This is a genomic window from Streptomyces sp. P9-A2, from assembly GCF_036634175.1.
Classification (GTDB): domain Bacteria; phylum Actinomycetota; class Actinomycetes; order Streptomycetales; family Streptomycetaceae; genus Streptomyces; species Streptomyces pratens.
In genome coordinates this window covers 3108352-3121541 of record NZ_JAZIFX010000001.1, presented here as the reverse complement: position 1 = coordinate 3121541, position 13190 = coordinate 3108352, and the positions used below count along the sequence as shown (strand labels likewise).

Below are 13190 nucleotides of genomic sequence, written 5' to 3'. Positions count from 1 at the left end.
ATTCCTGGCTCAGGCGGCCTCCCGGAGCGGCGCTCCGGGAGGTCTTGTGCCTTCGTCACCAGCCGGGTTCAGACCTGCCCGGGTGAGCATCACGTAGGCGGAGTTTTTGTCCCTGGGGGAGGCGGCTCCGCACGCGGTGCAGGTGTAGGTGCGTTCTGACAGCGGCAGGGCGTGCTTGGTTCTCGCTCCGCACCTGGCGCAGTCCATGGTGGTGTGCGCGGGATGTACGAGCCGTACGTCCCGGCCGTGTTTGCGGCCCATCTCGACCAGGGCCTGTTTGGTGGCGCCGATCGCGGCGTCGGCGGCCTTGCGTGCCATCGTGGTCCTGGCGAGGAACTTCGGCCGGAAGTCCTCCACCGCAATCGCATCATGATCGCGCACCACGCGCTTGGCCCACTTGCGGGCGGTGTCCTGCCGCTGCCGCGCGATCTTCGCGTAGGTCTTCGCCCGCCACCTCTTCGCCTCCCGGTAGCCCTTCGACGCCGCCTGCCCCTTCTTCGGTTTGCGGCGGGCCATCATCCGGTCGTAGCGGGACAGCTTCTCCTGCCCCTTGAAGCCGTGGCGGGGGTGGGGGAGGTCGTGGCAGTCGGACGTGGTGGTCGCGATCTCCTTCACACCCCAGTCGACACCGATGACCGCACCCGTCGGCGGCAGCGGTTCGATCGGGGCATGGACGACGAACGAGGCGTACCAGTGTCCGACGCGGTCACGGTAGACCCGCACCGAGGACGGTTCGGCTGGGAGAGGGCGGGACCAGACCACGGTCAGGACAATCCCGCCCGCCAGATGCAGCCGTCCCTTTTTGATGCGGAAGCCGCGCCGCGTGTAGTTCAGCGACGGATCACTCCCGCGCCGCTTCTTGTGGCGGGGCATCCCCGCCCGCCGCTTCACCGGCAGCCCGTTCTTGATGTCCTTGAGTGCTTTGCCACGGGATGCGGCAGAGTCACGGATGACCTGCTGCTGCGGCACCGAGGCGCCCGCGGCCAGCCACGGCGTCACCGCACGCGCCCGCGTCAGCATCCCGTCCAGCCGGGCCGGACCACACACCTCCCCCTCCGAGCAAGCCTTCTTCGCGCGAGCCACGCACTCGTTCCACAGCCACCGGCACCGCCCCCACTCCCCCTCCAGCCCCGCCCGGGCGGCGGCCGGCACCCGCAGCCGATACGTATACCGCGCACGCTGCGCCCCGTCTTCCATCGCCTCCACCCCCGCCCTGTCCCGGTCAGCCAGCTCCTGGTCAACTGACCGTACGTACGAGCCCCGCACGCCCGCCCACTTCTCCCACTGTGATCACCCTGACCAGTGAACTGGGGTATGTGTGTTCGCGTCCTTCCCTCGCTTCGGCGTGAACGTCGGACCTCCTCGCAAGAGACCAAGTGACCCTTGCCACGAGGGGCGTACGGTCAAGCGGCCGTGCGCCCCTTCGTGTTGTCCTAGACTCACCGGCATGTCAGGTCGTGCCCTGTTCTGCGAGCCCCGTCGGATCCGCCGAGGGGGCGCCCTGACCTTGGTGTTCACCGGCGTCCTCGCAGCCGGCGCGGTCACCGGCAGCCTGCCCGGACCGGTCGAGGGGAAGCCCGCCGCGGGCAGTACCCAGGCGGCCGCCCCCGTCGGACGCCATGCCGAGGTCGCCGAGGCGGCAGAGGCGGCCATGGCCGCCGGTACGTCTCCCGTGGAGGCCGCGCAGCGAGCCGTCAGCCGCAGCGGGGACCGTTGGGGAGCCGTCTACTCCCCGGGCGAGTACGAGGAATTCGTGGACGCCCTCGACGGCAGGTACACCGGTGTGGGCCTGTGGGCCCGGGAACGGGACGGCCGCATAGAGGTGACCGAGGTGGGCAGCGACACCCCCGCCGCCGACGCCGGTATCCGCGCGGGCGACCGGCTGCGCAGCGTCGACGGCGCGACGGTCGACGGGCGGCCCGTCACCGAGGTCGTCTCGTTATTGCGCGGTGACGACACCGACGAATCCGCCGGCAGCACCGTCCGTCTCGGCCTGGAGCGCGGCACGCGCACCTGGAGCGAGACCCTGCGCCGGGCCCGGCTCTCCCGCGACACCGTCACCGTCGACGAACTCCCCGGCAAGATCACCGTCGTCAAGGTCGCCGCCTTCACCAAGGGCTCCGGCGACGAGGTCCGGACCGCCGTGCGCCGGGCCCCGGCCGGCGCGGGCATCGTCCTCGACCTGCGCGGCAACTCCGGTGGACTGGTCGCCGAGGCGGTCACCGCGTCCTCCGCCCTCCTCGACGGCGGCCTGGTCGCCACGTACGACGTCGAGGGCGAGCAGCGCGCCCTGCACGCCGAACCCGGCGGCGACACCGCCAGACCCCTGGTCGTGCTCGTCGACGGCGGGACGATGAGCGCGGCCGAACTGCTCACCGGTGCCCTCCAGGACCGCGGACGGGCGGTCGTCGTGGGCTCCCGCACCTTCGGCAAGGGCTCCGTGCAGATGCCCGGCCGACTGCCCGACGGCTCGGTCGCCGAACTGACCGTGGGCCACTACCGCACCCCGTCCGGCCGGGAGGTCGACGGCCGGGGCATCACCCCCGACCTGGAGGCCGAGAAACGGGCGCTCCAGCGGGCGGGCACGATCCTGGCCGGCCTCGGCCGCTAGCGCCTGTCCGGCGGATCATGCCGGAGACGTGGGGGCCGGCACGCCCTCCCCCGAGCTCTTCGAGCAGGGGCCCCGTCGCCCTCGCTCGGCCCAGCCGGACAGATGCCGCCCGTCACCTCCGACTCGATCCCGCCGGGCAGACCCTGGCGCGGCGGCCAGGACTGCCCGCCGCACCCCGCACTCCGTACTTCGCACCCCGCCGTCTGCCGCACCCCGCACTCCGCTGCACCCACCCGCCTGCCGCACTCCGTACTCCGCACCCCGCCGTCTGCCGCACCCACCCGCCCGCCACACCCCCGCCGTCCGCCTCCGCCGGCCCGTCCCGGAAACCGGCTTTCCGCGGACCCCCTCCGTAGTGCCAAAATGGGCTGCACTATGGCTAAGGAAAAAGGGCGCAAGCTGATCGCGCAGAACAAGAAGGCGCGGCACGACTACCTCATCATCGACACCTACGAGGCCGGCCTGGTCCTCACCGGGACCGAGGTGAAGTCGTTGCGCCAGGGCAGGGCGTCGCTGGCGGACGGTTTCGTCCAGTTGGACGGCAACGAGGCGTGGCTGCACAACGTGCACGTTCCCGAGTACAGCCAGGGCACCTGGACCAACCACAGCGCGCGGCGCAAGCGCAAGCTGTTGCTGCACCGCGCGGAGATCGACAAGCTGGAGTCCAAGTCCCAGGAGACGGGGCACACCATCGTGCCGCTCGCCCTGTACTTCAAGGACGGCCGCGCGAAGGTGGAGATCGCGCTGGCGAAGGGCAAGAAGGAGTACGACAAGCGCCAGACGCTCCGCGAGAAGCAGGACCGGCGGGAGACCGACCGGGCGGTCTCGGCGGTCCGCCGCAAGCAGCAGGCGTAGGGCCTGGCCGAGCGGCTCCCGGCCCGTCCCGGAGTCCTCGGAGCCGTCGCGCGGGAATACGCTGGCACCGACCCGCGTTGGTCACGTACGATGGCGACAGCACCTCACAGCGGGTGCGCACCTTGAGAAAAAAACATGGGGATGATCGGTTTCGACAGCGGCTGTCGAAGCAGGGGAAGCGTGTCGAGGAAGCGGCCATGATCTCGTAAACCACAGGCCGAAAAAATAATCGCCAATTCCAAGCGATCCATCTCCCAGGGCGAGCTCGCCCTCGCTGCCTGATCTTCAGGTAGCGAGCAGCGGCTCTCCTACTAGAGGGAGTGTCAGCCCGGGGGTGTTCCCGACCCGGTTCCTGGCATCATTTAGGGAACTAAACCTTGATCCCGGTCACGGGGTGAAGAGGGAAATCCAACAGTGACTGAGCCCGTCGGAGACTTGTCCGCGTGATCTCCGGGGCTGAGAAAAGCACAGCGGACTGCACACGGAGAAGCCCTGATTCCGCACCGTTGGACGCGGGTTCGATTCCCGCCATCTCCACAATTCCCATGTGGGCACAGGCCCCGTCGCATCAGCGGCGGGGCCTGTGTCATGCGCGCACACATGAGTGAAGGCGGCTGCCGGGCCGGTCAGGCCGGGCGGTGTGGGCCCGTGCTGGCGCGCTCGGTCAGGCGGGGCGGGAGCAGGGTGGCCTGCGGCACGGGGGCACCCGACAGTTTCCGTACCAGCAGGTGCACCGCGCGGGTGCCCAGTTCGGTGGACGGCACGGTGACCGAGGTGAGCGGGACACGGGCCGAGGCGGCGACCGGCGTCGGACAGACGGCGGTGAGGGAGAGGTCCTCGGGGATGCGCATTCCGAGCTCCTCGAAGGCGTCGATCAGCGGGTCGAGCAGCGGTTCGTTGTGCACCACCACCCCGGTCAGCGCGGGCTGCTCGCGCAGCAGCCGTTCGGCGATCGCGCGGGCCGCGCCCCGGCCCGCCTCGCACGGGTACACGGCGGAGGCGAGCCGGTGCCGGTCGGCGGCGGCCGTGAAGCCCCGCACGAGCCGGCGGGCGAACGCCGTGCGCCGGACGTACACCTCCGGCGGCGAGCCGACCAGTGCCACCGTCCGGTGCCCGAGCCGCGCCAGATGGTCCACGCACAGCTCGCCCGCCGCACCGAAGTCCAGGTCCACACAGGTCAGCCCGTCCGGCTCGGCCGGGACGCCGATCAGCACGGACGGCAGGGGCAGCGAGCGCAGTAACGGCAGCCGGGGGTCCTGGAGCTGGACGTCCATCACCACCAGCGCGTCCGCCAGCCCCGTCTCCGCGACGCGCCCGATGCCCTCCTCGCCCTCCCCCTGGGTGAGCAGCAGCACGTCGTGGTCGTGGGCGCGGGCGGCGGTGACCACCGACACCGCGAACTGCGTCACCACCGGCACATGGACGCCGGAGCGCATCGGCACCGCCAGTGCCAGCACCCGCGATCCGGCCCCGGCCGCGCCATGGGCACGGACGTGCGTGCGGTAACCCAGTTCGCGCACGGCGGCCTGGACGCGGCGCCGGGTCTCGTCGGAGATCGGCCGCTTGCCGCTGAGCGCGTACGACACCGTGCTGGGAGAGACCCCGGCGCGCCGGGCCACATCCGTGATCTTCACCATCGGGGGGTCCTCCACTGACACGGTTCGCGGGGGAAGGAACGGGAGGGGGGAAGGAGCGGGAGGGGGGAGTGCGCCGAAGCGCGCGGAGGTGCGTCGAAGCGCTTCGACGGGTGAAGGTATGTGCGAGCAGTAGGGCCGTCAATGGTGCGGGCGGGATTCGGTGGAGCGGTTCGACGGCCCGAACGGACGGCGGTTCGAGGCCTCGGACGGACGGCGCCTCACCAGCCCGGACCCGCCTCACCAGCCCGGACCCGCCTCACCAGCCCGGACCCGCCGGACCCGCCGCCCCGGGCCGACGGGAGTCCGGCGGGCCGAGCAGGACGAGGGCGGTCAGCAGGGCCGTCGCGGCCGCCGTCACCGGGACCCCGTACCCGGCCGCGGCCGAGACGTGCTCGACCGTCCAGCCGCCCGCCGCGCTGCCGCAGGCGATCCCGCCGAGCAGGCCGGTCACCGCGAGGGTCATGCCCTCGTTCAGCCGGCCCTCGGGGGTGAGGCGCTGGACCAGCGTCATCGCCGTGACCATCGTCGGCGCCGTGGCCATGCCGGCGAGCAGGAGCGCGCCCGCCAGCAGGACGAGCGAGCCGGCGAGGGACGCCGCGAGCAGCGGCAGCACCATCAGCGCGGTCATGGCGGCCAGGCACCACGGCAGCCGGGACCACGCGGACCCCGCCGGGCGCATCGCCCCGTACGCGAGCCCCGCCGCGAAGGAGCCTGCCGCCTGGAGGGCGAGCACCGCGCCGGCCGCCGGACGGTGCCCCTGGGCGTCCGCGAACGCGATCGTGACGACCTCCATCGCACCGAACACCGCGCCGGTCGCGAGGCAGACGACGAGCAGCGGGCGCATCCCGGGCGCCCGGAAGGGAGCCCGGCCGCCCGGCGCGTGACGTCCGGCCGGCGGCTCGGTGGAACGCTGGGCGGCGAACAGCGTCACGCCCGTCAGCAGCAGCACCGCCCCCACCAGGGTGCCCGCCTCCGGGAAGAACGCTGTGCACAGGAAGGCCGCGAGCACCGGGCCCAGCATGAAGCACAGCTCGTCCGCGGCCTGCTCGAAGGAGTTCGCGGTGTGCAGGGCCTCGGCGACCGCCTTCGGGTCGTCCCCCGACGTCCCGGCGCGGGAGCCCAGCAGGTACGCCCAGCGGGCCCGGGACATCCCGCCGGTGTTCGGTGTCGTGGCGGTGGCGGCGTAGGCGGCGAACAGGGTCCAGTCGGGGGCGCCGTGGCGCACGCAGAGCAGTAGCGCGAGCAGGCCGAGCACGGCGAACCCCGTGGCGGGCAGGGCGATGCGGGCCTGCCCGTACCGGTCGACCAGGCGCGCGGTCCACGGGGCGACCGCCGCGGTCACCGCGAGTCCGGTCGCGACGACCGCGCCGGCCAGGGCGTACGAACCCCGGGTCACGGCGATCATCATGACCGCGCTCACACTGAGCATGCCCATCGGCAGCCGGGCGACGAGGTTCCAGGCCGTGAACGCGCGGGCGCCGGGCAGTGCGAAGAGGCGGCGGTAGGGGCCCTTCTCCCGGCCGCGACCGCTGTTCGTCCGCCCGCGTGGCGAGAAGTCGACGGCGACCAGGGTGTCGGCGGTGACGGTGAGCAGCGGAGTGTTCCGGGAGACCGGAGGGCGCCTGCGGAAGGTCGGTTGCGGCATGGACCCACCGTCGCCCGTGCTCGCGGCGCCGGTCCAACACCTTCCCGGTACCGATTCACGCATCCGCGTTGTAGGTTCGCGGGGTGCCCGCCCCCGCCCACCTCGACCCCCGCCTCCTGCGCGCCTTCGTCACCGTCGCCGAGGAACTGCACTTCACCCGCGCCGCGATGCGCCTCTACGTCGCCCAGCAGGCGCTCAGTCGCGACGTACGGCGGCTGGAACGGGAGCTGGGCAGCGAGCTGTTCGTACGGACCACCCGCCAGGTGACGCTCACCCCCGACGGCGAACGCCTGCTGCCGTACGCCCGCCGGGCCCTGGCGGCGCAGGACGACCTGCTCGCCGCCGCCGGACGGACCCGGCCGCTCCTGGTGGACCTCAACTCCCCGGGGCTGGCCACCGGGCGCCGGGTCCTGCACCGGGCCCGCGAACTCAGCCCCGGTCACGAGTTGATGGCCCGCTACGAGAGCGGACTGGCCTGGGCCGCGGGCGAGTTGACCGCGGGGCGGCTCGACGCGTCGTTCGGGCGGTTCGCGGGGCTCCCCGCGGCGCTGAAGACCGGGCTCGACCAGCAGCCCGTACGGTACGAGCCGATGGCGGTGATCCTTCCCGAGGGCCATCGGCTGGCCGCCCTGGCGGAGGTGCCGCTCGACGCGCTGGCCGGCGAGGAGGTGTACGCCGGGGCGGGCAATCCGCGCACACCGGAGTGGACCGACCTCGCGGGGCTGCTGTTCGAGGGACGGGGCATCGACGTGGCGGCGCCCGCGCCCCTGGCCGTCGGGGAGGAGGAGTTCCAGCGGATCATGGCCCGTACGGGGAATCCGGTCCTCACCGTGGTGGGCTTCCCGCCGCTGCCCTCGATGGTGCTGCGCCCACTGGTCGACCCCGTTCCGCTGTCACCGGTGTCCCTGGTCTGGCGGAAAGGGCTGATTCACCCCGCTCTGGACGGACTTCGCCGAGCCGCGGCCGATATCGCAGCCGAGGAGGGCTGGTTGCTGCGGCCCGCCGACGGGTGGGTTTCGGACAGCGATCTTGATGTCATGAGTTCTCCCTAATGTCTCGCAATTGACACGAATCCCCTCCCGGTGAACACGGAACCTTCGCGTGCGCTACATTCGATGCCCGAGCACGGTGTGATAAACGGGGCGCTCGGAGAGGGTGGGGGACCCCTTTCCGGAGGCGAGTGCTCGAGCCGTACGCGCACCCGGAACAGGCCCGTGGGGGGAAGAAGCGTGCGCGTGGAACAGTGGCGAGAAGACGCCCAACCCGAACGGTCCGGGACCGAAGACGAAGCCGACCCGGTCGAGGGCGACCGGCCTGACTCCGGCAGTTCCGCTGCCGACCGCGGAACATGGTTCTCCCGAGGCGCGCCCGGCCGCACCGCCGGGGCGAACGACGGCACCGCGGCGAGAACCGCGCCCCGCGCGGCCGACCCGGACGACCGGGCCGGCCTGGACGACCGGGTCGCTCCGGACGACACGAAGGCCACGACGACCACGATGAGCGCAACGCCCCCACCGGGCGGCACGAGCAAGGTGCCGGCACCGGGTGGCACGAGCAGGATGCCCGCACAGCGCGGGCCGGAGAAGGCCACCCCGACGTGGGGGGCGGCCCCGACGTTCCCGGCGGCTTCCGAGGACCCCGAAGGCCCGGAGGACCCCGAGGAGACCAGGGTCCTCCGGATCAAGCCCCACAGCCTCCCCACGCCCCCCTCCACTGGTTCCGCCGGTTCCACCGGCTTCACCGCACGCCTCTCCGACCGGTCTCCCGGGACCCCCCGGCCGCCCCGCGCTTCCCTGCGCGACCCCTGGCAGGAGGGCGCCGAGACGTCCGTGCTCCCCCCCGCCGCGGCCGCGCCCACCACGGCCATGCCCGCCGCGGCCGTGGACGTGGACGCCGACAGCACCGAGCACACCCACGACCCGCACGAGGTGACGGTCCAGCTCGACGCCGTGCAGTTCGGCGACAGCGTGCTGCGGGCGACACCGGGCAAGCACCGTGCCGGCACGGCCCTCGAGGCCGCCGACGGACCCGTGTTCGTCGACGAGTCCGGCCGCCGCAGCCGCCTCTACCGCCGGATCGGCCTGGCCGTCGGCCTGGCCTGCGCCGCGTACGCCATCGTGATCGTCGCCACGCTGCTGTCCGGCAACTCCAACGCCCCCTGGGTCCCCGTACCCGACCAGGAGCAGGAGCAGCCCGCCGGAAAGGTCGAGACCTCGCCGGAGCCCGCCGAGCCGGACGCGTCGCCCGACTCCGGTACCGGTCTGACCCCGGGCACCGAGCCGGTCACCGGTGACGCCGACACCCTTCCCTCGCCCGATGCCGGCCTCCCCGCGGGCGGCGCGCCCGCCGCCGAGAACGGGTCCGGCGAGACCACCGGCCCGTCGTCGGCACCGACCCGGACCACCCCGGGGCCGGGCACCGGCGTCGGCGGCGCCCCCACGACGACCGCCCCGGCCGTCCCCCCGGTCGCCACGCAGCCCGCCGCCCCGACGACCCCGTCCGGCGGCACCGGCACCGATCCGACCACCCCGCCCGCCGGGGAGGACCCCGGCGACGAGGAACCCGCCGGCGCCGGCAACCTCGCCCAGGCGCCCGCCGAAGCACCGGCCGTGGCCGCCGAGAACCCCGCCGCGCCGCCGAACCCGTCCACCGCCCCCACCGCACCGTCCCCGGAGCACGTTCTCTGATGGCATCCCACTCCCGCCGCCCCGGGCCCGCGACCAGAGCCCGAGGCGGCTCCAGGCGTCGCCGTCTGCCCCTGCGCCTGCTGCTCCCGCTGCTCGTCCTCGTCGCCCTGGCGGCGATGCTCATGCTGCGCGGCTACACACACAGCGAGATCCTCGCCGACCACCGCGTCCAGGCGCCCGCCCCCACCGACAAGGTGCCGGAGAAGATCCACGGGGGCGGCCCGGTCATCGACGCCCGGGGCGGCCGCACCGACAGCCTGAGCGTGCCCGACCGCCATCTGGTCCTCACCTTCGACGACGGCCCGGACCCGGTCTGGACGCCGCGCGTGCTGGACGTGCTGAAGAAGCACGACGCGCACGCGGTCTTCTTCGTCACCGGCACCATGGCCTCCCGCTACCCGGGCCTCGTCCAGCGCATGGTCGACGAGGGCCACGAGCTCGGTCTGCACACGTTCAACCACCCCGACCTCTCCCTCCAGTCCAAGAAGCGCATCGACTGGGAGCTGTCGCAGAACCAGCTGGCGATCACCGGCGCGGCCGGGGTGCGCACCTCGCTCTTCCGCCCGCCGTACTCCTCCTTCTCCGCCGCCATGGACAACAAGTCCTGGCCGGTGGCCGAGTACATCGGCAGCCTCGGTTACATCACCGTCGTCAACAACACGGACAGCGAGGACTGGAAGCGGCCCGGCGTCGGCGAGATCATCCGCCGTGCCACGCCGAAGAACGGCGAGGGCGCCATCGTCCTGATGCACGACTCCGGCGGCGACCGCAGCCAGACCGTCAAGGCGTTGGACACGATGCTGCCCGACCTGAAGAAGGACGGCTACGAGTTCGACAACCTCACCGAGGCCCTGGACGCGCCCAGCGCGATGAGCCCGGTGACCGGCTCCGAGCTGTGGAAGGGCAAGGCGTGGGTCTTCCTGGTCCAGGCCTCGGAGAAGATCACCAGCGGTCTGGCGGCGGGCCTGGCGATCGTCGGCACCCTGGTCATCGGCCGCTTCCTGCTGATGCTCGTCCTCTCCGGCGTCCACGCCCGCCGGGTGCGCCGCCGGGGCTTCGGCTGGGGCCCGCCGGTCACCGAACCGGTGACCGTGCTCGTCCCGGCCTACAACGAGGCCAAGTGCATCGAGAACACCGTCCGTTCCCTGATGGACAGCGACCACCCGGTCGAGGTCCTGGTCATCGACGACGGTTCCAGCGACGGCACGGCGCGCATCGTCGAGGCCATGGGCCTGCCCAACGTCCGGGTGATCCGCCAGCTCAACGCGGGCAAACCGGCCGCGCTCAACCGGGGCCTGGCCAACGCCCGGTACGACATCGTCGTGATGATGGACGGCGACACGGTCTTCGAGCCGTCCACCGTCCGCGAACTCGTCCAGCCCTTCGGCGACCCGAAGGTGGGGGCCGTGGCGGGCAACGCGAAGGTCGGCAACAAGGACAGCCTCATCGGCGCCTGGCAGCACATCGAGTACGTGATGGGCTTCAACCTGGACCGCCGCATGTACGACATCCTCGGCTGCATGCCGACCATCCCGGGAGCCGTCGGCGCCTTCCGCCGCTCGGCCCTGGTCCCGCTCGGCGGCATGAGCGACGACACGCTCGCCGAGGACACCGACGTCACCATGGCGCTGCACCGCGCCGGCTGGCGCGTGGTCTACGCCGAGAACGCCCGCGCCTGGACCGAGGCCCCGGAGACCGTCCAGCAGCTGTGGTCCCAGCGCTACCGCTGGTCGTACGGCACCATGCAGGCCATCTGGAAGCACCGCCGCTCCGTGATCGACAAGGGACCATCGGGCCGCTTCGGCCGCGTGGGCCTGCCCTTCGTCTCCCTGTTCATGATCGTGGCCCCGCTGCTGGCCCCCCTGATCGACGTCTTCCTGCTCTACGGCATCGTCTTCGGCCCGACCCAGAAGACGATCATGGCGTGGCTGGGCGTCCTCGCCATCCAGGCGGTCTGCGCGGCCTTCGCCTTCCGCCTCGACCGCGAACGCATGACCCACCTCGTCTCGCTGCCGCTGCAGCAGATCCTCTACCGCCAGCTCATGTACGTCGTGCTGCTCCAGTCCTGGATCACCGCGCTCACCGGCGGCCGCCTGCGCTGGCAGAAGCTACGGCGCACCGGCGTCGTCGAGGCGCCCGGCGGCTCGGTGCCGCGCCAGAACGCGCGGACCGACGACGATCGGAGGCCCGTGGCATGACCCACGGATACACGACGGATACGGGTACGGGCCCGGACCCGTCTCCGGGGCCGGCCGGCCCGTACGGAACCGCCCACACGGGGGAGACGGACGGGACCTCGGGGATGCCGCCCGACCTCCCGCGGCAGCGCACGACCGAGCCCGCACCCGCAGCGCACCCCGCCACCCCGGCCGCCACCCCCGGGAAACCGGGCCGTGACCGGTACCTCGACCTGCTGCGCTCCATCGCCCTGGTCCGCGTCGTGATCTACCACCTGTTCGGCTGGGCCTGGATAACGGTGCTGTTCCCGTCGATGGGCGTGATGTTCGCGCTGGCCGGTTCGCTGATGGCGCGTTCGCTGAAGCGCCCGGCGGGGAGCGTGATCCGCAGCCGGATCCGCCGCCTCCTGCCGCCCATGTGGGCGTTCGCCGCGGTCGTGCTGACGATGATGTTCGTGAACGGCTGGAACCCCGGGAAGGAGGACGGCACCTGGGGTCTGATCGGGCTGGTCAACTACATCGTCCCGATCGGCGCTCCGCCCTACCCCTGGGAGCTCGGCTCCCCGTCGGGCCTGCTGGACGTCACGTGGGCGGTGCAGGCCGCGGGCCCGCTGTGGTACCTGCGCGCCTACCTGTGGTTCGTGATCGCGTCGCCGCTGCTGCTGTGGGCGTTCCGCCGGGCCCCCTGGCCGACCCTGCTCGCCCCGCTGGTCCTGACCGCGATCGTCGGCACGGGCCTGGTGACTATCCCCGGTGAAACGGGCCGCGCGATCACCGACTTCGCGGTCTACGGCGGTTGCTGGGTGCTGGGATTCGCCCACAACGACGGCATGCTGAAGAAGATCCCGCGGTACGTGTCGGTCTCCTGCGCGTCGCTGGTGATGGCCTTCGGCCTGTGGTGGGCGTCGGGCCATCTGGGCGCCGACGGCTGGGACCTCAACGACATCCCGCTGGCCCAGGCCACCTGGTCGTTCGGCTTCGTCGTGATCCTGCTCCAGTACTCCCCGTCCTGGCGGGAACTCCCGGGACGCCTGGCGCAGTGGGACAAGCTGGTGACGCTCTCCAACAACCGGGCGGTCACCATCTACCTGTGGCACAACATGCTGATCATGGCGACGGTTCCGATCGTCGACCTGCTGTACCGGCTCCCGTTCATGCAGAGCGAGCGCGGGGCGGAGGCGATCAGCAGCACGTACACGCTCTGGATGTTCGCCCTGATCTGGCCCCTCATCGGCCTGGCGGTGCTCGCGGTCGGCTGGGTCGAGGACCTCGCGGCGAAGCGAAGCCCACGCCTGTGGCCGAACGGCGCGAAGCGCTCCGCCGGCCGGCAGCCCGCAAGCCGCGCCGCCCACGGGGGCTGAGGCCGGGCCAGGCTCAGGGCAAGGCGCCCGGACCGACGGCGAACCGGTTTCCGGACCGTGGCGCCGGACGCGTGGTTCTTCGGCCCTGTCAACCGCAGAGTGACGGGGTCGTGAACCGGCTGGCCCGACGCTGGGGCGCGACTCGGCTGAGCACCGACAAGGTGATCTGGTTCGAGCTCGACATCGAACAGTGAACCGAGATTGCCGATGATCTCAG

General features: G+C 72.3%; 9 protein-coding genes and 1 other RNA gene. 7 read left to right on the top strand and 3 right to left on the bottom strand.

Going from position 1 to position 13190, the window contains the following annotated elements:
* Positions 1 to 9: 9 nt before the first annotated feature.
* Positions 10 to 1197 (bottom strand): RNA-guided endonuclease InsQ/TnpB family protein, encoded by a 1188-nt coding sequence (locus tag V4Y04_RS14100; RefSeq protein WP_332428162.1) that lies wholly within the window; start codon positions 1195 to 1197, stop codon positions 10 to 12.
* Between the two features lie 250 nt (positions 1198 to 1447).
* Between V4Y04_RS14100 and V4Y04_RS14095 the strand changes: the two genes are divergently transcribed.
* The 3 genes from V4Y04_RS14095 to ssrA all read left to right on the top strand — a co-directional run bounded on the left by V4Y04_RS14095 (position 1448) and on the right by ssrA (position 4006).
* Positions 1448 to 2611: a S41 family peptidase gene (locus V4Y04_RS14095; RefSeq protein WP_332428161.1), complete on the top strand. Its 1164-nt coding sequence runs from the start codon at positions 1448 to 1450 to the stop codon at positions 2609 to 2611.
* 375 nt (positions 2612 to 2986) lie between these two features.
* Positions 2987 to 3466 (top strand): SsrA-binding protein SmpB, encoded by a 480-nt coding sequence (gene smpB, locus V4Y04_RS14090; RefSeq protein ID WP_332428160.1) that lies wholly within the window; start codon positions 2987 to 2989, stop codon positions 3464 to 3466.
* A 137-nt stretch (positions 3467 to 3603) separates the two neighbouring features.
* Positions 3604 to 4006, top strand: a transfer-messenger RNA (tmRNA) gene (ssrA, locus tag V4Y04_RS14085).
* 86 nt (positions 4007 to 4092) lie between these two features.
* Here the strand turns inward: ssrA and V4Y04_RS14080 are convergent.
* Entirely contained in the window at positions 4093 to 5103 is a 1011-nt protein-coding gene (locus V4Y04_RS14080) for a LacI family DNA-binding transcriptional regulator (protein ID WP_332428159.1), read from the bottom strand.
* Positions 5104 to 5359: 256 nt separating this feature from the next.
* On the bottom strand, positions 5360 to 6748 hold the full coding sequence (locus V4Y04_RS14075; protein WP_332428158.1) for an MFS transporter: 1389 nt from the start codon (positions 6746 to 6748) through the stop codon (positions 5360 to 5362).
* 83 nt (positions 6749 to 6831) lie between these two features.
* Here V4Y04_RS14075 and V4Y04_RS14070 point away from each other — a divergent pair, with 83 nt between their 5' ends.
* From V4Y04_RS14070 to V4Y04_RS14055, 4 genes are all read left to right on the top strand, one after another.
* The gene (locus V4Y04_RS14070) at positions 6832 to 7800 is read left to right on the top strand and encodes a LysR family transcriptional regulator (RefSeq protein WP_332428157.1); all 969 of its coding nucleotides are present in this window, start codon (positions 6832 to 6834) and stop codon (positions 7798 to 7800) included.
* A gap of 183 nt (positions 7801 to 7983) precedes the next feature.
* Complete coding sequence (locus tag V4Y04_RS14065; RefSeq protein WP_332428156.1) at positions 7984 to 9435, top strand: hypothetical protein; 1452 nt, start codon at positions 7984 to 7986, stop codon at positions 9433 to 9435.
* Positions 9435 to 11633 carry a glycosyltransferase gene (locus V4Y04_RS14060; protein ID WP_332428155.1) on the top strand — a complete coding sequence of 733 codons (2199 nt, stop codon included), beginning with the start codon at positions 9435 to 9437 and terminating at the stop codon, positions 11631 to 11633. The genes V4Y04_RS14065 and V4Y04_RS14060 overlap by 1 nt, the downstream gene beginning before the upstream one ends.
* Positions 11630 to 12973, top strand: coding sequence for an acyltransferase family protein (locus V4Y04_RS14055; protein ID WP_332428154.1), 1344 nt, complete (start codon positions 11630 to 11632; stop codon positions 12971 to 12973). The genes V4Y04_RS14060 and V4Y04_RS14055 overlap by 4 nt, the downstream gene beginning before the upstream one ends.
* The last annotated feature ends 217 nt before the right edge of the window (positions 12974 to 13190 follow it).